Genomic DNA, 22,632 nt, shown 5'->3' with positions numbered 1-22,632 from the left:
CTATTGTTTCACCCTTGCCGACGCGATGCCCAGCGCCGCCAACTGGTCCTGCACGCTGCCCTTGCCCGCCAGATGCCCGGCGCCGACGGCAATGAACAGGGTGCCCGGCTGGTCGAGCCGCCGCTTGATCCATTTCGCCCAGTTGGCGTTGCGCTGGATCAGCAGCACCTGGGCCAGTTCCGGCGTCGCCTCCAGCGATTCGTTCATCTCCGCCGCCAGCTTGTCCGGCTCCCCGCCCTGCCAGTGCGCGACCAGGCTGGCGAACTCCCGGTCCATGTCCGGCAGGCCCTCTATGGTCGCGGTCAGGAAGTTCACCTGCTGCTCCATCGGCAGGCCGGCGAAATAGCCGAGCTGCTGTTCCACCGTCTCCAGCGCGCCGACCTTCTTGCCCGAAGCCCTGGCCGCCGACGTCAGCACCTTCTCCGCGCCCAGGTCCGACTTGTAGCCCAGCGCTTCCAGGGGCTTCACCGACAGCGCCATGCCCGCCATCCAGGGATTGAACATCTCGAAGGCCTGCCAGGGAAGCCCGTTCGTGCTCATCGCCGCCTGATATTTGGCGCGGTCGTCCGCGCCCAGGCGGTCCGACAGCTTCACGCCGTCCCGCGCAAGCGCCGCGCCCGCCATGGTGGACGCCAGCCCATTGGGATCTTCCGGCTCGACGATCTCCAGCACCAGCTCGTCCGACTGATCGAAGGCCGATCTGACCCCGCCCTTGAACCAGTCGACCCCCGGCTTCATCACATGGACGGTGCCGAACAGGTAGATGGTGGTGTCGGCGTCCTTCACCTCCCACAGGGCCGGCGTCACATAGGCGGAGCGCGTCGCCGCACCGCGGGCGGCGGCGGGCTGTTCCAGCGCGCATCCGCCAAGCAGCATCATGGCGGGGGCCAGCCAGCGGAAAGAGGGCCATCTCATCTGAATTGCGGGTCCGTTTCCTTAAGGGTTTTCCCTTCCATGCGGGCCACCGGCCGCCAGAGCAAGCGGATTTACGGTTAAGCCCGCCCTCTTTCCCTTGACCCTGCGCCCTCGCTGCGCCAAGGCGCGCCGCAATCGATCCGTCATTTTCTTAAAGCCGTGATTTCTGGGGACCACCGGTGGCGACAAGTAAAGCGCTTTCCTTTCAGGACCTGATCCTGACCCTGCATGCCTATTGGGGACGGCAGGGCTGCGTGATCCTGCAACCCTATGACATGGAAGTGGGCGCGGGCACCTTCCACCCCGCGACGACGCTGCGCAGTCTTGGCCCCAATGCCTGGAACGCCGCTTATGTCCAGCCCAGCCGCCGTCCGACCGATGGCCGCTATGGCGAGAACCCGAACCGTCTCCAGCATTATTATCAATATCAGGTCATCATGAAGCCCAGCCCGGCAAACCTCCAGGAACTTTACCTGGGTTCGCTGGCGGAGATCGGCATCGATCCGCTGGTCCACGACATCCGCTTCGTCGAGGACGATTGGGAAAGCCCGACGCTGGGCGCCTGGGGGCTTGGCTGGGAAGTGTGGTGCGACGGGATGGAAGTCACCCAGTTCACTTATTTCCAGCAGATGGGCGGTTTCGACTGCAAGCCGGTCGCGGGTGAGCTGACCTATGGCCTGGAACGCCTCGCCATGTACATCCAGGGCGTCGACAGCGTGTATGACCTGAAGTTCAACGATGCGGGCGTCACCTATGGCGAAGTGTTCCTGGAAAATGAGCGGCAGATGTCGAAATGGAATTTCGAGATAGCCGATACCGAAAAGCTGTTCCGCTGGTTCAGGGATGCGGAGGCGGAGTGCAAGGCTTCGCTGGAGGCAGGCGTTCCGTTCGCCGCCTATGATCAGGCGATCAAGGCGAGCCATGTCTTCAACCTGTTGCAAGCGCGTGGCGTCATCTCGGTGCAGGAACGTGCCAGCTATATCGGCCGCGTTCGCGACCTCGCCAAGGGCGCCTGCGAAAAGTGGATGGAAGTGAACGGGTGGGCCGCATGATGGACTCGGTTATCTCCGCCATGCCCACCAAAGCCGGGATTTCGGACCCGGCGGCGTCCCACTTGCGGCGCGGCGCGCCCAACCTGGAGGAAGCCGCATGACTGATTTCCTCCTCGAACTGCGCTGCGAGGAAATCCCCGCGCGCATGCAGATCAAGGCGTCGGAAGACCTTGCCCGCCTCTTCACCGAGGAACTGGCAAGGTCCGGCCTGCAGCCTGAAAGAATCGACAGCTTCGTCACCCCCCGCCGCCTGGCCCTGATAGCCCGCAACCTGCCGCTGGAAACCGCCGCTGTCAGCGAAGAATTCAAGGGGCCCCGCACCTCGGCGCCCGCGCAGGCGCTGGAGGGCTTCCTTCGCAAGACCGGCCTGACCCAGGATCAGCTTGAGGATCGTGACGGCGTCTGGTTCGCCACGGTCAACAAGCCCGGCCGCGCCACTGCCGAGGTTCTGGCCGAAGCCGTCCCTGCCATTATCCGCAGCTTCCCCTGGCCCAAGTCGATGCGCTGGGGCCCCGCGTCGCAGACTACGGAAAGCCTGCGCTGGGTCCGCCCGCTGCAAGGCATCGTCGCGATCCTGGGCGAAGATCTGGTCGACATCGAAATCGAAGGCATCCGCAGCGGCTACGCAACGCTGGGACACCGCTTCCACCATCCCGGCGAGATCACCATCGGCGGCGCGCATGACTATGCCGAAAAGCTGCGCGCATACCATGTGATCGCCAGCCATCAGGAACGCCAGTCGATCATCGAGGCAAGGGCTGCCGAAGCCGCAGCAGCCCGCGGCTACGCGGTGATCGAGGACAAGGGCCTCGTCGCGGAAAATGCGGGGCTGACCGAGTGGCCGGTCCCGCTCTTGGGCGATTTCGACCCGGCCTTCCTTGAGGTGCCGCCTGAAGTCATTCAGCTAACCCTGCGTATCAACCAGAAATATTTCGTCCTGCGCGACGCGAACGGCAAGCTGGCCCCGGCCTTCATCTGCACCGCCAATATCGAGGCGAAGGATGGCGGCGCGGCGATCGTGGCGGGCAACCGCAAGGTTCTCGCCGCCCGCCTGTCGGATGCCCGCTTCTTCTGGGAGCAGGATCGCAGGACGAAGCTGGAGGATCACGCAAAGAAGCTGGAACGCATCACCTTCCACGAAAAGCTCGGCACCGTGGCCGATAAGGTGGAGCGTGTCGCAAAGCTGGCGCGCCGGTTGGTGGAAGAAGGCATCGTCGACCCTGCGAAGGCGGGGGCCCATCCCCAGACCTCTCACCCGGACGCAACATCGGCGATGGATTCCCGCCTGCGTGGGAATAACGAAGGGAAAAAGGCGCTGGCGGACTTGGCCGAACAGGCTGCCCGTCTCGCCAAGGCCGACCTTGTCACCGAAATGGTAGGCGAGTTCCCCGAACTTCAAGGCATCATGGGCGGCTACTATGCCCGGGCCGAAGGCCTGCCCGATGGCGTGGCAGATGCCATCCGCGACCATTACAAGCCGGTCGGGCAGGGAGATGAAGTCCCGACCGCGCCGCTGACCGTGGCTGTATCGCTGGCCGACAAACTGGATACGCTCCGCTCCTTCTTCGGCATCGATGAGAAGCCTACCGGCTCGCGCGATCCCTTCGCCCTCCGCAGGGCAGCGCTGGGCGTCATCCAGATCGTCACCGCCAATAATTTGCGTCTGTCCGTGGCGGAGGGTGAATTGCTCGACTTCTTCGCGGACCGTCTGAAGGTCCAGCAGCGTGAAGCCGGCGTCCGCCATGACCTGATCGACGCCATATTCGCATTGGGCGGCGAAGACGATCTGGTCCGTCTGCTAGCCCGCGTGAAGGCGCTCCAGTCCTTCATCGCCACGGACGACGGCGCCAACCTCCTCGCCGGCTACAAGCGTGCGGCAAACATCCTCAAGAAGGAAGGCGCCGAAACAGCCGGGCAGGTCGAACTCTCCCATGCCCCCGAACAGGCGGAGGCGGATCTGATCGCCGCGCTGGACGCCGCGGAGCCTCGCGCTGACGCCTCTCTGGCGGCGGAAGATTTCGAAGGGGCCATGGCAGCACTTGCAACATTGCGGGCGCCGATCGACGCCTTTTTCGAAACCGTCACCGTCAACGATGCCGATCCGGCGAAACGTTCCGCTCGCCTCGCGCTGCTTGCGCGGGTGCGGAACGCCGTCCACGCGGTGGCCGACTTCTCGAAAATTACGGGCTAATACCAAAACATACCCGCACAAGCGGGAAAATCAGTGGAATCGGAGAGCAATCGTCGTAAAAGCGGGTGCGTTTGTCGCCCGCCTGTTGTTTAAGTTTTGTTGCATCGCACAAATACACGGCAATCAGTGCAGGAGAGCCGCGATTATGTTGACAATGGAAGAGGCCAGCATGAGCACGACCGCAACCCGTTATGTTTATCGTTTCGGCGGCGGCGTCGATGATGGCGGCAAAGGGGACAAGAATCTTCTCGGCGGCAAGGGTGCGAATCTGGACGGCATGGCTGCGATCGGCCTGCCGGTGCCCCCGGGCTTCACCATCACCACGGAGATGTGCACCCGCTATTATCAGGACGGCGGGGTCTATCCTGAAAGCCTGAAAGCGGAAGTCGCCAACGGCATCGCCCATATCGAGGGCATCACCGGCAAGAAGTTCGGTGACAAGGCCGACCCGCTGCTGGTTTCCGTTCGTTCCGGCGCGCGCATCTCGATGCCCGGCATGATGGACACGGTCTTGAACCTCGGCCTCAACGACGAAACCGTGCTGGGTCTGGCTGCCGCTTCCGGCGACGAACGTTTCGCCTGGGACAGCTATCGCCGTTTCATCCAGATGTATTCGGACGTGGTGCTGGAACTCGACCATGGCGCGTTCGAGGAAGCGCTGGAAGTCGCCAAGGAAGACCAGGGCTACACGCTCGACACGGAAATGACCGCCGACGACTGGAAGGCGCTCGTCACCGAATATAAGGGCCTTGTTTCAAAACTTTGGAACAAGCCCTTTCCGCAGGATGTGAACGACCAGCTCTGGGGCGCGGTCAGCGCCGTCTTCGGCAGCTGGCAGGCCGACCGGGCCAAGGTCTATCGCCGCCTGAACTCGATTCCCCATGATTGGGGCACGGCCGTCAACGTGCAGGCGATGGTGTTCGGCAATATGGGCGATACTTCCGCCACCGGCGTCGCTTTCACCCGCGACCCGGCGACCGGCGAGAATGCCTATTATGGCGAATATCTGATCAATGCGCAGGGCGAGGATGTGGTGGCGGGCATTCGCACGCCGCAATACCTTACCAGGCAGGCGCGCGAGCGGGCAGGGGCCAAGCCGCTGTCGATGGAAGAGGCGATGCCGGAAACCTATGCCGAACTGGCGCGGGTGTTCCAGATCCTCGAAACCCATTATCGCGACATGCAGGACATCGAGTTCACGGTGCAGCAGGGCAAGCTCTGGATGCTCCAGACCCGCTCCGGCAAGCGCACCGCCAAGGCCGCGCTCAAGATCGCGGTCGACATGGCGAATGAGGGCCTGATCACCGAGGAAGAAGCCGTCGCCCGCGTCGATCCCGCTGCGCTTGACCAGCTTCTGCATCCGACGCTCGATCCCAAGGCGCCGCGCGATGTGCTGACCAAGGGCCTGCCCGCCTCTCCGGGCGCGGCTTCGGGCGCCATCGTGTTCGACGCCGACACTGCGGAGCGCCGCAACGAGCTGGGCGATTCGGTGATCCTCGTTCGTGTGGAAACCTCTCCGGAGGACATTCACGGCATGCATGCGGCCAAGGGCATCCTGACCGCGCGCGGCGGCATGACCAGCCACGCGGCCGTGGTGGCGCGCGGCATGGGCCGTCCCTGCGTTTCCGGCGCGGGCAGCCTGTCGATCGACAACGCCGCCAAGACGCTGCGCATCGAAGGCCGCACGCTCAAGGAAGGCGACATCCTCACCATCGACGGTTCGACCGGTGAGGTGATGGCGGGTGAAGTGCCGACCGTGCAGCCGGAACTGGCGGGTGACTTCGGCACGCTGATGGGCTGGGCCGACAAGGTCCGCCGCCTCAAGGTCCGGGCCAATGCCGAAACGCCGCTGGATTGCCAGACCGCCCGCGATTTCGGTGCTGAAGGCGTGGGCCTCTGCCGTACCGAGCATATGTTCTTCGACGCGGCCCGCATCACCGCCGTGCGCGAGATGATCCTCGCGGACACGGAAAAGGGCCGCCGCATCGCGCTCGACAAGCTGCTGCCGGAACAGCGCGACGACTTCGCGCAGATCTTCATGGTGATGGCGGGCCTGCCCGTCACCATCCGCCTGCTCGATCCGCCGCTGCACGAATTCCTGCCGCATGGCGAAGCGGAGTTCGAGGAAGTGGCCAAGGCTGCGGGCGTCGGCGTGGAAGCATTGAAGCGCCGCGCTGCCGAACTGCACGAATTCAACCCGATGCTTGGCCATCGCGGTTGCCGTCTGGGCGTCACCTATCCTGAAATCTACGAGATGCAGGCCCGCGCCATCTTCGAAGCCGCGCTGATCATCAAGCAGCGCAGCGGCGAGGCGCCGATCCCCGAAATCATGATCCCGCTCGTTGCCACGAAGAAAGAGCTGGAACTGATGAAGGCGATCGTCGACAGCGTAGCCAAGCAGGTTTTCGAGGAGCAGGGCGCCAGCGTCGACTATCTGGTCGGCACGATGATCGAACTGCCGCGCGCCGCGCTGAAGGCAGGCGAGATCGCGGAAGTGGGCGAATTCTTCTCCTTCGGCACCAACGACCTGACGCAGACCACCATCGGCATCAGTCGCGACGATGCCGGCCGCTTCCTGACGCAATATGTGGACAAGGGCATCTTCGCCCGCGACCCGTTCGTCAGCATCGACGTGGAAGGCGTTGGCGAACTGATCGAACTGGCCGCCGAACGCGGTCGAGCGACCCGCGAAGGCATCAAGCTCGGCATTTGCGGGGAACATGGCGGCGACCCGGCCTCCATCGCCTTTTGCGAGAAGACCGGTCTCGATTATGTGTCGGCCTCGCCCTATCGCGTGCCGATCGCGCGACTGGCTGCGGCTCAGGCGGCGCTGGCGAACCGGAAATGACAGGAAGGGGGCGGGAGATTATCCCGCCCCCTTCATTTTCAGACAGGCGTGGCGCGCTGGTCGTAGAGCCGCGCATGTTCATGATCCTGACGCGCATCCAGCAGGCGGGCCTGTTCCCGCCATTCCTCCCGGGAAATCACGCCGCTTCGCAGGCCGAGGCGCGTTTCAAGCGCTGCCTCCTGCTCGCTGCTGATCGCCGCGATCTGATCGTAGCGATGATAGCCCGCCTGATTGAGCGCGATCTCGTCCTGAGGGGTGATGCCCCGGATGCGGCTGAAATCATCCCGCTCATGCGCGCTTCCGGCGGTCCCAAGGGTGGCGGAGCGTGGAGGAACCGACTGACGTTCCAGTTCGGCAATCCGCTCCTGCGCCGCCGTCAGGCGGGCGTCGCGGTCCTTGACCGCCTGGGCGTGGGCAAGCTGCTCATCACGCCAGTAGCGCTTATATTTGCCGCGTCCGCTCATGATGAGGCCCAGAAGCAGCCCGATCAGCAGCGCGATCACCAGCAGCGCAATTTCGTTGGGAGTGAAGGTCATCTCAGCATCCTTTCCTGCCTCTCGAACGACCGGAGCGGGACAAGGTTGCGGTACGGCGCCTTCGATCAGGCAGTCCGCCAAAAAAGTGTAAAAAGGGCTTGCCCAAATGTCTGGCCGCTTCTATCTGCGCCACTCCAACGCACCCGTAGCTCAGCTGGATAGAGCATCAGACTACGAATCTGAGGGTCGGACGTTCGAATCGTTCCGGGTGCGCCATTTCCCCAAATTCCGTTTTCCCTTGCTCGCACGGGCGTGAAGCCGCTTGTCTTCAGGCTCGGTCGCACGGCATCTTTTAAATTCAAGATTGTCCAGTTTAGGGGTTGCCAGACTGCCCGCCCCCTTCTATCTGCCCCTCCACAACGCACCCGTAGCTCAGCTGGATAGAGCATCAGACTACGAATCTGAGGGTCGGACGTTCGAATCGTTCCGGGTGCGCCATTCCCTTCACATTCCTGCGAAACCCGTTTCAAGGAACGCAGCGGTCCGGTGCGGGCCTGTCCAGGTCCACGACGGTGATGATCGTGGAGACGGTGGCGCTGGCGGACACGCTGCATGTTCTGGCGCGGTCGAAGGTTCCGGCGGGCCATTCCTCCGGATATTCGGCATTGAACGCCGGCTTGCCCGCCGTAACATAGGGCGCGCTGTCGGCACAGAAATCGCCCAGCACGCATCCTTCGAACAATATGGCGTCGAACAGCGGCACCAGCGCCGCGGACGAACCGCTGGCGTTCTTCTGCACCGGTTTCAGTCCATAGCCGCGCGCCCGGGCGGACAGGGCGGTCACATAGGCGATCATGTCCTGTTCGGTTAGGTTGAACCCCGTCGTCGCGGCTCCATCCTCGAACGCATCCATCACGTCGAATTCGACATAGTCGAAACCCTTGTCCCGGCACATGCGCAGCCGGTCGTCCATGATCTGGATGAATTCGGGGTAGCGGCGAATGTCGATATAACGTTCGCCCGCAAAGCCGGGATAGCTGTTGCCCAATAGTCCGGATATGGCCGAGAGGCTGGCATAGTCGGGCCGGTTGCTCTCCGCCGATCCGACATCGAGATAGCAGATCGTCCTGGTTCCACGGGATTTGGCCAGCGCCACATAGGATGCGGCCGTGTCGAACCCGTCGACGTCGAGATAGGCAACGGCAGGCGGCGCCGGGGGCAGGCCCTGACTCTGCAATATCCAGTCCCAACTGGAAAGCGTCGCGGGCGCCGGAGTGGGCGTGGGCGTGGGGGAAGGGCTGGGGGAGGGTGATGGTGTCGGGACCGGGGTCGGCGTGGGTGCGGGGGTTGGCGAACCTTCATCTCCGCCTCCACATGCAGCCAGCATCAGCGTTGCGACGGCAAGAAGGCCGATCGACGATAGTTTTTCGCACGCCCCAAGCACAATCCCAGTCCCTTCTCGCGGAACATCGATCCCGATCTGATGAACGGCCTCCGGCGGGACAGGTGGTCGAAGCGGAAGCGGTATAAAGTAAAATAAAGAAGGTAGGGATATGGCTATGGATATAAACCGTCAGCTATACTTAACGAAGTAACGTCGTTAATTGTCGTCATATTTGCCGTTATTTTGGATTTTTCCGGAGATTCTGTTCATTGAAGTTGACATTGGAACATGCCTAACCGCAAATTAACCATGGGTAAAAACTTCAAAAACCGAGTCGCCCCAGATAGATGCGCGGTGTGACTGTAGCCTTGGGCGGAATCCCGGTCATGGGAACTGCTACGGGCATGAGAAGATGACTTCTATACCCTGATACAGCCTCATCGACATGGATAATGGCTGGGCATGACCCGGAACGGCATCCTTTGTCTTGGGTATCGGGCAAAAGCGTTGTGCTTCATTACCCGATGTGCAGGCGTGGCTGGTTTTTACTTGGAAAAACCAAAAGATATTCGGTCGCAAACTTATGAAATGATTTCGGCATCCATAAGTTTGGGGGTTTGTCATGACCTATGGCCACAGCGTCACCATCGACGGCTCTCTGAATGACTGGCTCGCAACCGACCGGATCGACGACAACAGCGCCCCCGGCTATCAGGTTTATGCGACCCTGGACAATGACGCCTTCGTCTTCGCCCTGACGGCCCCGGTCGCCATAGGCGCGGACACCACCGTCTGGCTGAACACGGACGGCAGGACCGCCACGGGCTATCAGATTTTCGGCTTTGCCGGCGGCGCCGAATATAATGTGAACTTCGCGGCGGACGGCACGGTGAACCTCTACACTGGCGCAGCGGGGGAGACGCTGGTGCTGTCCGGGCTGCAGGCGGCCTGGTCGGCTGACCGGACCACGGTCGAATTCCGCCTCCCCACTTCGGCGGTGGGCAATCCGGCGGCGATGTACACCTATTACGACATCAACAACCTGTCGAACAGCTTCATGCCGTCCAATTATCTGTCGGCGCCGTTCACGGTCTTCAACCAGACGACCGCAACGCAGGCGCCTGACATGCGGATCGGCATCGTCTTCTCCCAGACGACAGCCGACGCCTATTTCAGCCCCACCGCCTATTCGCAGCTATTCATGTCGGTTCAGGCGCAGGCGATCCAGGCCGGCATCCCCTTCGACATATTGACGGAAGCGGACCTGACCGACCTTGCCAAGCTGTCCCATTACGATGCGCTGGTGTTCCCGTCCTTCCGCAACGTGCCCGTCGACAAGGTGGAGGCGATTTCCCACACGCTGGAAATGGCGAGCAAACAACTGGGCATCGGCCTGGTCACGGCGGGCGAGTTCATGACGAACCAGCCCCATGTGCAGGGCGGCACGATCGGCGGCGATCCGCTGCCCGGCGATCCCTATGCGCAGATGAAGCTGCTGTTCGACGCAACCCGCGTCACCGGAGGCACCGGCAATGTGGTGGTGAATGCGACCGACGCGACAGGCCTCGTCCTCGACCATTATGCCAATGGCCAGCAGGTGAACAGCTACACCGGCGTCGGCTGGAACGCCTTTACCAGCGTCAGCGGCACGGGCCACCAGATCGCGACCGAGACCATCGATGGCGGCTCCGTCTATTCGGCCGCGCTCGCGACGCAGACCGGGGCGGCGCGCAACATTCTGTTCTCCAGCGAAGGCATCATGGCCGATGCCAATATGCTGCAGCAGGCGATCTCCTATGCGACGAACGGCACCGGCCTGTCGGTCGGCCTGCACCTGTCGCGAGATTCCGGCATCGTCGCGGCCCGCGTCGACATGGACCAGAGCCAGGAACTGGAAGACGTCAATCCCGCGGGCAGCACGCCCGGCATCTACGACAAGCTGTTGCCCATCCTGACGCAGTGGAAGGCGGATTATAATTTCGTCGGCAGCTTTTATCTGAACGTCGGCGACGGCACGAACGGCACCGGTACCGACTGGGCGGTGTCCCTGCCTTATTACAAGGCGCTGCTGGACCTTGGCAATGAGATCGGCACGCACAGCCTGACGCATCCGGAAAACACCAACCTGCTCAGCGCGCAGCAGATCCAGACCGAATTCCAGAACAGCATCACGATCCTCAACCAGCAGATCGGCGCCTATCTGAACCAGCCGTTCCAGATCACGGGCGCGGCCGTGCCCGGCGCGCCGGAACTGCTGCCGACCTCGCAGGAGATCATGAAATATGTGTCGGACTATCTGACCGGCGGCTATGCGGCGCAGGGGGCGGGCTATCCCAATGCCTTCGGCTATCTGACGCCGGACAATCAGAACCAGATCTATTTCGCGCCCAACACCTCCTTCGACTACACACTCATCGAATTTCAGAAGAAGACCGTGGCGGAGGCGACAGCCGCCTGGATCGGGGAGTTCGACAAGCTGGTCGCCAATGCGCAGACGCCGGTGATCGTCTGGCCCTGGCATGATTATGGCGCTGCGGATTTCCTGTCGGGCAGCCCGACGGTGGACAGTCCCTATGATATTTCGATGTTCGCGAGCTGGTTGCAGCATGCGGTGGCGGCGAACATGGAGTTCGTCACCCTGGACGATCTGGCCGCGCGCATGACGGCGGTCAGGAATGCGACGATCACGACCACGGTGGCGGGCAACAGCATCACCGCCAGCGTCGGCGGCGCCAATGTCGGCAATCTGTCGCTGGACGTCGACCGCCAAGGCGCTCTGGTCATCCAGAATGTGACCGGCTGGTACGCCTATGACAGCGACAGCGTCTTCCTTCCCCAGAGCGGCGGAACCTTCAGGATCAATCTGGGAGCAGCGGCGGACGATGTGACGCACATCACCGACCTGCCGATGCGGGCCGTGCTGCTGAGCGTCGCCGGCGACGGTCACAATCTTGCCTTTTCCGTTCAGGGGGAGGGGAAGGTCGTCATCGACATCGCCAATCCGGGCACGGACGGGATCGTCGTCACCGGAGCCTTGGGCTATAGCCGGGTCGGGGAGATCGTGACGGTCGATCTGGGCGGCTATGGCCTGCACAATGTCACGCTGGAATATAAGAATCCGCCGGTGATCGTCTCCGGTGGCGGCGGTCCGACAGCGGCGCTTTCCATGGCGGAGAACGGCACCGCGGTGACGACCGTTGTCGCGACCGACGCGGATGTCGGAACGGTGATCGGCTATTCCATCTCCGGCGGAGCGGACGCCGCGAAATTCAAGATCGACAGCGCGACGGGCGCTTTGGCTTTCCTCACCGCGCCGAATTTCGAAGCGGCTACCGATGCCGGGACGAACAATGTCTATGACGTCGTGGTGCGTGCGTCCGACGGCACGCTGTACGATGATCAGGCGATCGCGGTCACGATCACCAATGTGAACGAGGCGCCGGTCATAACCTCCAACGGCGGTGGCGCGTCCGCGGCTATTTCCGTCGCCGAAAACACAACCGCCGTGACCAGCGTGACCGCGACCGATCCCGATGCGGCTACGGTTCTCGCCTATTCGATCGTCGGCGGACCCGATCGCGCGCTTTTCTCGATCGATGCATCGACCGGCGCGCTCGCCTTCCTCAGCCCGCCCAATTACGACCTGCCCGGCGATGCGAACGCGAACAATGTCTATAGCCTGACGGTAAGGGTGTCCGACGGCGCGCTGTTCGACGATCAGGCCATCAACGTCACCGTCACCAATGTGAACGAGCATGCGCCGGTGATCACTTCCGGCGGCGGCGGCGATACGGCTGCCGTTTCCGTCTCCACCGGCACGCGGCCGGTGATGAAGGTGACGGCGGTCGATCCGGATGCCAACACGACGCTGGCCTATTCCATTGCGGGCGGCGTGGATGCGAGCAAATTCACGATCAACGCTTCGACAGGGCAGCTCAACTTCGTCAACACGCCCAATTATCTGCTGCCGACGGACACCGGCAAGGACAATGTCTATGACGTCATCGTCCGCGCGTCCGACGGAACATTCTATGACGACCAGGCCATCGCCGTCACCGTCACCATCCTCAACGCCGCGCCGATCATCATCTCGAATGGCGGAGGCGCGTCCGCAACCATCCGAATGGCCGAAAACGGCACGGCCGTGACGAAGGTCGTGGCGACGGACGTCAATCTGGGCCAGACAATCACCTATTCGCTGGGGTCAGCCGTTGACGGCGCACTCTTTTCCATCGATCCCCAGACCGGCGTCCTGACCTTCAAGAGCGCTCCGGATTTCGAGGCGCCCGCAGATTCCAACCTGGACAACCGCTATCAGGTGCAGGTGCTGGCCACGGATAGCCTGGGCGCGCAGGATTCCCAGAACCTGACGGTCGTCGTCAACAATGTCTCCGGCCTGTCGCTGACGGCGGCAAGCGGTGGATCGACGCTCATCGGTCAGGGGGAGGAAGACACGCTGAGGGGCGCCGGCGGCAACGACACGCTGATCGGCAATGGCGGGTCCGACACGCTGAACGGCGCGGGCGGCAACGACATTATCGATGGCGGGGCAGGCGCCGACCGCATCACGGGAGGGGCGGGCGCGGACATATTGACCGGCGGCGCCGATGCCGACCTGTTCATCTATAACGCCACAGGCAACAGCACGCCTGCGATCATGGATCGGATCATGGATTTCCAGCAGGGGATCGACCGGATCGACCTGTCCGCAATCGATGCCATGCCGGCGCTGTCGGGAAACCAGGCCTTCAGCTTCATCGGCAATGCGGCCTTTTCAGGGCCGGGCCAGCTTCATGTCTATTCCAACGGTACGGACAGCTTTGTCGAGGCGAATGTCGACAATAATCCGGCGACGGTGGATTTCGCGATCAGGCTGATCGGGGTGCACAACCTGACCGCGAGTGACTTCCTGCTTTAGCGACGGGGCCGGGGGAATGGCTGGCATCGGCTTCAGACTGGACCGGATAGCCCGGGAGGACGGCTTGGGCGGGATCGCCAATGCCGCCTTCCACGGGGCCGTTGTCAGTTCCGGCCCGTGGCTGATGACCGCGCTCGCGGTCTTCCTGCTACAGGGCTGGACGCGGTCCACCATGGTTGCGGCCGATCATGCGATCATCCAGACCAGCCTGGTCTATGCCTTCGGCGTTTCAACGGTGATCACCGCGCCATTGGCGATGATCGCGACCCGCATGGCGTCGGATCGCTTCTACCTGGGGGAACGCGACGCGATCCCCGCCATCCTGCTGGCGGCGCTGGTCTGGGCGACGCTGGCGTCGCTGATCGCGGGGGGCCTGCTGTTCGGCCTTGCCGGCGGGATGCGGCCGGACCTGTTCCTGCTGGCCACCGCGATCCTGACGCTGTTCTCGCAAATCTGGATCGCCAGTCCCTTCCTGCACGCGACATGGCGGCACCGGCCGATATTCCTGGCCTATCTTTGCGGGATCGCGATGGTGGCCCTGTGCCTGGCGCTGGTCCGGCCGACCGCGCCCGCCGCTGTCCTTGCGGCGATCGCGGCGGGTCTGATCGTGACGCTGGCGCTGCTGATCGCCGCGATTCGGGATGATTTTCCCAACAGTCCCGAATGGCGGCCGGGCTGGATCGGCAGGACGCCCGGCGTCCTGGCGCTGGGCGCGGCGGGGTTGACCAACGCGCTGGCGATCTGGATCGACAAATGGCTGCTCTGGTGGGCGCCGGGCAGCGTCCAGGCCGTTGGCGCCCTGCGGGTCAATCCGGTCAACGATCAGGCCAGCTTCCTCGGCCTGCTCACGATGATTCCCGGCCTGACGCTGATCCTCGTCACGACGGAGACGCGGTTCGACCGGGCCTTTGCGGCGCTGATGAGCCATTGCATGGGCACGGCCAACCGGCGCCGGATCGAAAAGGCGCGGCAGAAGGTCGGCATGACGATCCGGCTGGACCTGCGCCTGTTGATGGTCGAGCAGGCGATCCTGGCCGGCTTCTGCTGGGTTCTCGCGCCGGAGATCATCCGCCTGCTCGACATGAACGCGCGCGGCATATTCGGCTTTCGGCTGACCGCGGTGGGCGTCGTCTTTCACCTCGTCGCGATCCAGATGAGCATCATCCTGTCCTATTATGACCTTGCCGGCCGGATCGTGGCGGTCTGGGGCAGCTTCCTGCTGGCGAGCGCGGCGGGCACGCTGCTGTTTCGCGACAGCGGCTTCGCGGGCTTCGGCTTCGGCTATCTGGCGGGTGCGGTGACGGCAGCCTCGCTCGCCGTCGCGCTGGTGGCGGAGGCGACGGGCAAGCTCACCTATCTGCTCTTCGTCGGCAATAATCCGGCGGTGGCGGGCAATAGCGGCCTGTGGGCGAGATTCTGGCCATGAGCGTTCTTCCCTTCCGCCGCCGCGATCTGCTGGCGCTGTCCCTCATGGTGTTCGGCCTTTCGGCCCGCGCCCTGCCCGAAATCGGCGGGGCCAACGCCTGGGGGGTGGATTATGGCGAAGCGACCGATCCCGCCATCGCCCGCCGCTTCGGCCTTCTGGTGCTGGAGCCCGACTTCGCCCGCCCGCTTGCCCCGCTGCGTGGCCCCGGCAGCCGCCTGCTGGGCTATATCAGCCTGGGGGAGGTCCATGACGGTCGTCCCTTCGCCGCAGAACTGGAAAAGGCGGGCGCGCTGCGGCAGGCCAATCCGAACTGGCCGCAGGCGCGGCTTGTCGACCTGCGCGATCCGGCCTGGACCGCCTTTGTGGTCGATCGCCTGATCCCCGCCATATTGCGCAAGGGCTATGACGGCATCTTCATGGACACGCTCGACAATGCGGAGGCATTGGAGCGGCAGGATGCCGACCGCAACAAGGGCATGGTGGCCGGCGCCGCGCGGCTGGTGCAGGCCATTCGCACGCGCTTCCCGGACATGGCGATCATGATGAACCGGGGCTATGCCCTGCTGCCGCAGGTTGCGGGTCAGATCGACCTCGTGCTGGCGGAAGCCATGGCGTCGCGCTGGAACTTCGCGGAGGGGCGCTATGAGATGACCTCCGCCGACGACTGGCAATGGCAGGCGGACCATCTTTTCGCAGCCCGGCGGATCAATCCCCGTCTGGGGCTTGCCACGCTCGACTATTGGGACCCGCGCGACAAGGCCACCATCGCCAGCCTCTATGCGCGGGAGCGCGCCGCCGGATTCCAGCCCTATGTGTCCACCCTGGCCCTCGACCGGCTCATACCGGAGCCCCTGTCATGAAGATCGAAGCGCTGCGCCACCCGAACATGGCGGTCATCGGACCGATCGCGGGAGGTGGGCTGCTGCTCGCCGCTGCGGTGCTGCTGATGCCCAGCCACTGGCAGATTGCCGATGCGATCCGGCGAGCGACATTCGCGCCGCCGCCGGTCGCCATCCCCTTGCCTCCACCCGATGCGGCCATGCTGATGCAGCGCTTCGCGCAAGGGAAAAGGCTTTCTCCTCCGGACCTTCAACGGTTGTTGAACGCTTCCGTGACGACGGCCGACGCGAAGGTTCTGGGGCAGCTTGCGGATGCGCTGGCGGGGAAGGGCGCGCCGGTTCCGAGCGCAAGGCTGACCTATGACATCATGGCGGGCGGCCGTCCGGAGGTCGCGCTTGCCTTTCTGGAGGGCCGTCCGGACCACGCCGCCCCCGCCCATTGGCGCCTCCGCTTCGACCTGCGTCGCAAGGCCAGAGACGCGCAGGGTGCCGCCGACATGGTTCGGGCGGCGGCCATGAATCCCGGAACGGCTCCGGCCAAGGATCTGGTCGAGGCCAGCTATGCGCTCTGCCAGCCCGATCTGCTGATCCTGGCGGCGGAGCATGGCGCCATAGCGCCGCTCGACCCGGCACAGTCGCTCGATCTGGCGTCCTGGGCGAGTGGGGCGGGGCGCTATGACCTCATTGCTCGGATCGACCGGTCCGGGACGCCGGGCTGGCGCGACCGGAACCCCTGGCTTGCCATGACGCTGGCGCAGCGGTCCGGCGACATCCGTTCGGCGCTTCGCTATGCCGCAATGCTGCTGACGGGGCGCGATGCTGCGCGGGAAAGCATCATCATGGGCTCCGGAAACAGGGATGCAATACGGCAATGGCTGCTGGGTCGGGCGGCCGAGACAGGCGCCGACCGCCCCGCCATCGCGCAACGCCTGCTGGAGAAGGGTTTCCGGTCGGACGCCATCGCGCTGCTTCGGCAGCAATCGACGGCCAAAAGCGATGACCCATCCGACGCGCGCATGCTGTACCTCATGGGGCCGCGCCCTGTCGCGCAGGACCTTGCCTGGTTGAAGGCGCGGGCATTGGCCGATCCGAAATGGGCGCAGGCCTATGTCGAGCGCGCAAGGCCTGCGGACGCGCTGGCGTTTCTGGAAGCGACTGACGCCGCCGACAGCAGCGACATGCTGGTCCAGCGCATCGCACTGGCCAATGCGGCGCGCGACAGGGCGGCGGCGGCGCGGGCGCTCGACCGGCTGCTCGACGGCCGCACCCTTTCCGCCCAGCAGTTGAAGGCGGCAGCCGGCGCGCAGGTTCCGCCCGATAGAGCGGCCTATTATGATCTGGCGCTTGCGAACGCCCGCGTCGCCAACAGCGCCGCTGAGCCGTCGGATCGCCTTCGCCTTGCCTGGGACGGCTGGAACAGGGGGGATGCGCGGGCGACCGCCGACCAGTTGAATTTCTATCTTCGCGAACGTCCCGACGACCGGGCAGCGCTGAGCCTGATGGCCGATGCGCAGACGAAGCTGAAGGGCGAAGCCGGGGCCCGCCCCTGGATCGAAAGATCGCTGGCGCTCACCCCGCCGCTTTCGGTGGAGCGGGCGGAACTGCTGACCCGGCTGGGCCGGACGTCGGAGGCGACGGCCATGGTCGAAGCACTGCGCCGGGCCACTCCGGCAGACCGCAAGCTCGACATCATGCTGGCCCGCTTGCTTATCGCTTCGGGTGATCCGGGACGCGCGCGCAAGGTGTTGCGGCCATGACGCCACTGGCCGCCGCCTTGCTGCTGATGGGGCCGCCGCCGCTCATGGTCGCGGCATTGCCGCCCGACACGGATGTGACGGCATCGGAAGTCAGGACTGTGGACCTGCAATGGAGCGGGGACGTGCATCTCGAACTGGAAGACAGCGGCTATGAGCTGGTCGTCCGGTTCGACCGGCCGATTGCCGATGCCGTCCTCAAGGACTTCGCCGCCGACGCCGGGGCGGACCTGGCGGATTTGCGCTGGAATGACGAGAGTCTGGTTCTGCGCGCCGCCGAGGGGCGGAAGCTGGAGGCGGTGGCGGACAAGCATGGGCTGCACGTGCGTTTCCTGCCCGATGGGGAGCCAGCGCCTGTCTCCCCCATCGCAGGCGAACCGCAAACGTCGCATCTCGACGTCGAACTCGCCATCGCCCGGGCGCAAGCCGATGCCGCCGCCGGTTATCCCGACCTGGCGCGGCGGCGGCTTGCTCCGCTGGCGGCGGCATATCCCGGCGACAAGCGAATCCAGCGCCTGCTGGGCGACATGGAGGTTGCGGAGGGCGCGCTGGCCCTTGGCGCGGCCCGTTATCGCAATCTCGCCGCGGACGATCCCTTCGCCCGGCAGACATTGGCCGAATCGGGCGGCAATGTCGCCGGGGCCGTGACGGCGCGCGGCGGCAAGGTCTTCTGGCAGGCGGAGGCAGGCCTCAATGCGCTGGTGCCGTTCAACAACCGCCTCTCGCTCGGCGCTGGCGTCCGCTGGTTCCGCTCCGAAGCGGACACCGTCCATGGCGCCAACGGCATTCTTGCCAACCGCACGTCCCGCTCCGCCATCGGGGACCTGTTCGCGACCGTCAATCTCGGCGCGGTTTCCCGCATCGAGTTTCAGGGCAGTGCCCAGTTGGACGAAAAGGTGGCGGGCGCCGGCCTTCGGCTGTTCACCGGTCCTCCCGAAAGGCAGGGAAGGCTGGTCCTCGCCTACCGCCTGCCGGATCTCGCCACGCCGGAACAATCGACCTTCGGCGGTCATATCAGCCGCGTGGGGATCGGGGGGACGATCCGCCTGACGCCGGAACTGGCGGTGCAGGCGGATGGCGGCTGGAATGGCTATGGATTGACCGGCACCGGCGTCCGGACGCGCAGCATCACCGTGGCGGGCGGCCTCGATTATCTGCTCCGCCGCGGATCGCCATCGCTGGCGGTCAGCTACCGGCTGGATGCGGAATATGTCGGCCGCAGGGCGCTGCGGCCCAATGGCCTTGCCTATATCCCTCTCAGCGACAGGGAAAATCACAGCTTCCAACTGCTGTCCGGCATGTCCTGGACAGGTTGGCAGCTCAGCGGCGCGGCAGGCTGGACCTTCGACCGCAAGGGCAAGACCGACGGTCCCACCGCGAACGTCAGCGCGACCGGGCGGCTGAGCGAGGGCTGGCGCCTTCAGGCGAGCGGCGGGATCAGTTCGATCAGCCGGCCCGGCATTTCGGGACGCCAACTCTATCTGCGCGTGGCGCTCACTCGCTTTCTTGGGAGGCATTGATGCTGAAGAAGCGGCCCATCCTGCTGCAATGCGCGGAAATGCTGATCCTGTTCGCCACGCTGATGGCGATCGACCAGGGATTGATGAGCGGCAATGCCTTTTCCGACATCAACCCCAATCCCTATTGGCTGCCGGTGCTGGTCATGGCGACGACCTATGGCACCGGATCGGGGCTAGCCGCCGCCGCGATCGCCTCCGCCATCTGGTTCCGCTGGTCGAACCCATGGTCGGGCGCGACGGATCATATCGAACAGCAGCTGCGCCTCTCCATCCAGCCCATGCTGTGGATGGTGACGGCCCTGGTGACGGGCGAGGTGACCGCGAGCCGCAGGAACCGCATTGCCGATCAGGAACGGCAGCATCAGGCGATGGACCGCAACTGGAAGAAGCTGGCGGAAATCATCGCCCGTCTTACCGACACCAACCGCAAGCTGCAGGTCCGGATCGCCATCGGGCAGCGCACGATCGTACAGGCCATGGCTGCCGGCCTCGACCTTTCCAAACCCGATCCGGAAAGCCAGGCCGACGCGGTCGCCCGCCTGATCGCGCTCGCCGCGCAGACGGAGGATTTCACCTTCTACGATGTGCGCGGCGCCCAGGTGACGGCGCGCTTCGGCGGCAAGGCGGCCCAGGGGCAGGCCCCGGACCTTTCGCGCTCGCCGATGGCGCAGGCGATGCTGGCGACGCCCAGGCCGTTGCGGGCCGATCGTGCCGCCGACCGGCCGCTGCTGTCGGAATGGGGTCTTCTGGCCGTGCCGGTCGCGGGGGCGGAGGAAGGATTGGCGGCCATCATTCTCGTCCACAGCGCCGCCGGGATCAGGATCACGGAGGCCTATGTGGCGCAACTGCTACAGGTTGCAGACCTGCTCGGCAAATGCCCGGCGCTGTTCGGGCGTGAACAGGCCTTTGCGCCGAAATGGCTGGTCCCGGAAGGAAAAGTGGCTTGATCGCCCTGCTCATCCTGTTTTCGGCTGCCGATCTGTTCCTGCTGTTCACCGGTTTGGCGGTGGGAGAGGGGAGCATCCTCTGGTTCGCGCCCATCCATCTGGCGCTCTCCTGCGCCGCGCTGCTGATCATGATGAAAGGGCTGGATGGGCTGGGCGTGCGCCAGCGTTTCGCCCTGCCGATCGGTGCCGCCATTGGGCCTGCCGGTATGCTGGCCTGCCTGATTCTGGCCCCGCTGGTCCGGCCGTCGAGACGGAAAAGGCAGATTGCCTATCGGGACGTCCGAACGAGTAAGCGGCGGGACGTCAACGACCTGTCGCCGGTAGAGCGGCTGGGCCGGATACTCGACGATCGTGTGCGTTATCCCGAAAGCGACGAGATCGGTTCACTGGCCACCATGCTCCGCTACGGAAATCTGCAGGCCCGCTATCGGGCCCTGGAAACCGCCGTGATCTCTTTCGAGCCGCGATTGTCCCCCCTCATCGTCATGGCCCTGTCGGACGAGGACCAGACCATCCGGGCGCTCGCCGCCGCTGCGGCCGCGCAGGTCAGCTATAATCTGGCGCAGCAACGCAGCGAATTGCAGGCGAGGATCGCCCCCGCCCAGCATCTGGACGATCGCTATGCCCTTGCCATGCTGCTGGCCGATCATGGCTGCTTCAACCAGTTGCTGCCGCAGGGGCAGAGGCTTCGGCTCTGTCAGGACGCGAACAGGAAGCTGGATGAGATTGCCGGCTTGCTGAAGAGCGGTGACATAAGGCGTCGGTCATTGCAGGCGGCGCGCGCCCGGATAAGGCGCGCGCTGGAACGGCATCTGGCAGGCAAAGCCCGGCCCACGCGTAGGGGGGACGTGGAGCCGGCGTCATGATGTCCGAGGGGCAGGACAGCGACATATGCCTGATCGTCGAAGGCGCTTATCCATTTGTGGTCGGGGGCGTTTCCAGCTGGTTGCAGGACCTGATCCTCAGCATGCCCGACCTGCGATTTTCGCTCGTCGCCATCAAGGCGGGCAATGGCGCGCAGCCCTGGCGCATGGCGCCGCCGCCCAATGTCGTCGAAGTGGTGGAAATCCCGCTGCTGATCGAACCCTGCCTGCCGCGCCGCTATCCGGCGTCGCAGATGAAGCGGATCGGCCGCCTGCTGCTCGCCTTCCTGTCGACGGGCGGCAAGGATGAACTGATCCGTCTGCGGCAGGCGCTGGAAGGATTGAAGCCGTGCCCCGGCGCGGGCGATCTCCTCTCCAATCCGGAGATATTCGACCTCTTCACCCATTATTACGACACGGCTTTCCGCTCGGCCTCCTTCCATCATTTCTTCTGGGCGATGCGGGTGCTGCTGGGCGGGCTGCTCAAGATGCTGCTCGCGCCCTTGCCGAAAGCGCGTGTCTATCACACCATATCCACCGGCTTTGCGGGCCTGCTGGCTGCACGGGCCGCTTATGAGACCGGCCATCCCGCCTTCATCACCGAACATGGAATCTACATGCTGGAACGGCAGATAGAGATCATGATGGCCGACTGGATCGGGGACCAGATCGAAACCGGGCTGACGCTCGACCGGGAAGGGCATGATCTGCGCGACCTGTGGCTGGCGGTCTTCCAGACCTATACCCGCGCCTGTTACGACGCCTGCGACCCGATCATCGCGCTGTACGGAGCCAACAACCAGACGCAGCGCCGCCTGGGCGCCCGGCAGGAACGGCTGCGAGTCATTCCCAACGGCATCGACGCGGAGCGCTTCGCGTCGATGGAGCGCGCCTGCGATCCCGCCCGGCCGCTGGTGACGCTGATCGGCCGGGTCGTGCCGATCAAGGACGTCAAGACCTTCATCAGGGCGGCGGCGCTGGTCCTGACGGACATGCCTGAAGTCCGCTTCGCCATATTGGGGCCGCTCGATGAGGATGCTGACTATGCCGCGGATTGCGAGGCGCTGGTCGCTGAATTGGGCATCGGCAATGCGGTGCAATTTGCCGGGCGGGTCAATGTCGCGGAATGGCTGCCCCGGATCGACCTGATCGTCCTCACCAGCCTGTCGGAAGCCCAGCCGCTCGTCATATTGGAAGGGGGCGCGTGCGGGGTGCCGGTGGTCGCGCCCGATGTCGGCAGTTGCCGGGAAATGATCGAGGGGCGGGCGCCTGGGATCGACCGGCCGGGCGGCATCGTCACCGAACTGGTCAACCCGGAGGGCACGGCGGCGGCGATCCTGCACCTGCTGCGCTCGCCTTCCTTGCGCCGGGCGATGGGCGAAGCGCTGCGCGAGCGGGTCGTGCGGGATTATGACCGTAGCGCCATCATCGCCGAATATCGGCACATCTACGAGGCGCTGGGCGCGCGGGTCCGCTTTTCCGAACTGCAATGACCGTCT

At 64.5% G+C, this 22,632-nt stretch carries 14 protein-coding genes and 2 tRNA genes; 13 read left to right on the top strand and 3 right to left on the bottom strand.

What is annotated here, in order from left to right:
* Nucleotides 1–915 (bottom strand): TraB/GumN family protein, encoded by a 915-nt coding sequence (locus tag H5V43_RS06255; protein ID WP_025550160.1) that lies wholly within the window; start codon nucleotides 913–915, stop codon nucleotides 1–3.
* A 179-nt stretch (nucleotides 916–1,094) separates the two neighbouring features.
* On the opposite strand from H5V43_RS06255, the gene H5V43_RS06250 reads away from it, so the two are divergent.
* The 3 genes from H5V43_RS06250 (at nucleotide 1,095) to ppdK (ending at nucleotide 7,006) form a co-directional block, all read left to right on the top strand.
* Nucleotides 1,095–1,967, top strand: coding sequence for a glycine--tRNA ligase subunit alpha (locus H5V43_RS06250; protein ID WP_025550161.1), 873 nt, complete (start codon nucleotides 1,095–1,097; stop codon nucleotides 1,965–1,967).
* Between the two features lie 97 nt (nucleotides 1,968–2,064).
* Nucleotides 2,065–4,158 carry a glycine--tRNA ligase subunit beta gene (glyS, locus tag H5V43_RS06245; protein ID WP_025550162.1) on the top strand — a complete coding sequence of 698 codons (2,094 nt, stop codon included), beginning with the start codon at nucleotides 2,065–2,067 and terminating at the stop codon, nucleotides 4,156–4,158.
* A 145-nt stretch (nucleotides 4,159–4,303) separates the two neighbouring features.
* Complete coding sequence (ppdK, locus tag H5V43_RS06240) at nucleotides 4,304–7,006, top strand: pyruvate, phosphate dikinase (RefSeq protein WP_025550163.1); 2,703 nt, start codon at nucleotides 4,304–4,306, stop codon at nucleotides 7,004–7,006.
* A gap of 38 nt (nucleotides 7,007–7,044) precedes the next feature.
* On the opposite strand, the gene H5V43_RS06235 is transcribed toward ppdK, so the two are convergent.
* Entirely contained in the window at nucleotides 7,045–7,542 is a 498-nt protein-coding gene (locus H5V43_RS06235; RefSeq protein ID WP_025550164.1) for a hypothetical protein, read from the bottom strand.
* Between the two features lie 139 nt (nucleotides 7,543–7,681).
* On the opposite strand from H5V43_RS06235, the gene H5V43_RS06230 reads away from it, so the two are divergent.
* Together H5V43_RS06230 and H5V43_RS06225 are read left to right on the top strand one after the other, a co-directional pair.
* Nucleotides 7,682–7,758 (top strand) — tRNA-Arg (locus H5V43_RS06230).
* A gap of 145 nt (nucleotides 7,759–7,903) precedes the next feature.
* Nucleotides 7,904–7,980, top strand: a tRNA-Arg gene (locus H5V43_RS06225).
* A gap of 28 nt (nucleotides 7,981–8,008) precedes the next feature.
* Here the strand turns inward: H5V43_RS06225 and H5V43_RS06220 are convergent.
* Nucleotides 8,009–8,869 carry an endo alpha-1,4 polygalactosaminidase gene (locus H5V43_RS06220; RefSeq protein ID WP_274599458.1) on the bottom strand — a complete coding sequence of 287 codons (861 nt, stop codon included), beginning with the start codon at nucleotides 8,867–8,869 and terminating at the stop codon, nucleotides 8,009–8,011.
* Between the two features lie 619 nt (nucleotides 8,870–9,488).
* Here H5V43_RS06220 and H5V43_RS06215 point away from each other — a divergent pair.
* From H5V43_RS06215 to pelF, 8 genes are read left to right on the top strand one after another with little or no spacing between them, the layout of a single operon-like run.
* The gene (locus H5V43_RS06215; RefSeq protein ID WP_025550061.1) at nucleotides 9,489–13,784 is read left to right on the top strand and encodes a cadherin domain-containing protein; all 4,296 of its coding nucleotides are present in this window, start codon (nucleotides 9,489–9,491) and stop codon (nucleotides 13,782–13,784) included.
* A gap of 16 nt (nucleotides 13,785–13,800) precedes the next feature.
* Complete coding sequence (gene pelG / locus H5V43_RS06210) at nucleotides 13,801–15,210, top strand: exopolysaccharide Pel transporter PelG (protein ID WP_025550062.1); 1,410 nt, start codon at nucleotides 13,801–13,803, stop codon at nucleotides 15,208–15,210.
* Complete coding sequence (locus H5V43_RS06205) at nucleotides 15,207–16,070, top strand: glycoside hydrolase family 191 protein (RefSeq protein WP_025550063.1); 864 nt, start codon at nucleotides 15,207–15,209, stop codon at nucleotides 16,068–16,070. The genes pelG and H5V43_RS06205 overlap by 4 nt, the downstream gene beginning before the upstream one ends.
* On the top strand, nucleotides 16,067–17,806 hold the full coding sequence (locus tag H5V43_RS06200) for a tetratricopeptide repeat protein (protein WP_025550064.1): 1,740 nt from the start codon (nucleotides 16,067–16,069) through the stop codon (nucleotides 17,804–17,806). Before H5V43_RS06205 ends, H5V43_RS06200 begins: the two co-directional genes overlap by 4 nt.
* Complete coding sequence (locus tag H5V43_RS06195; RefSeq protein WP_193666792.1) at nucleotides 17,803–19,323, top strand: hypothetical protein; 1,521 nt, start codon at nucleotides 17,803–17,805, stop codon at nucleotides 19,321–19,323. Before H5V43_RS06200 ends, H5V43_RS06195 begins: the two co-directional genes overlap by 4 nt.
* Complete coding sequence (locus H5V43_RS06190; RefSeq protein WP_025550065.1) at nucleotides 19,323–20,270, top strand: hypothetical protein; 948 nt, start codon at nucleotides 19,323–19,325, stop codon at nucleotides 20,268–20,270. Before H5V43_RS06195 ends, H5V43_RS06190 begins: the two co-directional genes overlap by 1 nt.
* Nucleotides 20,267–21,136 (top strand): hypothetical protein, encoded by an 870-nt coding sequence (locus H5V43_RS06185; protein WP_025550066.1) that lies wholly within the window; start codon nucleotides 20,267–20,269, stop codon nucleotides 21,134–21,136. Before H5V43_RS06190 ends, H5V43_RS06185 begins: the two co-directional genes overlap by 4 nt.
* Nucleotides 21,133–22,626 (top strand): GT4 family glycosyltransferase PelF, encoded by a 1,494-nt coding sequence (gene pelF / locus H5V43_RS06180; RefSeq protein WP_025550067.1) that lies wholly within the window; start codon nucleotides 21,133–21,135, stop codon nucleotides 22,624–22,626. The genes H5V43_RS06185 and pelF overlap by 4 nt, the downstream gene beginning before the upstream one ends.
* The last annotated feature ends 6 nt before the right edge of the window (nucleotides 22,627–22,632 follow it).

Source organism: Sphingobium fuliginis (assembly GCF_015074805.1).
GTDB lineage: Bacteria > Pseudomonadota > Alphaproteobacteria > Sphingomonadales > Sphingomonadaceae > Sphingobium > Sphingobium fuliginis.
This window is presented reverse-complemented; position numbering and strand designations above follow the sequence as displayed.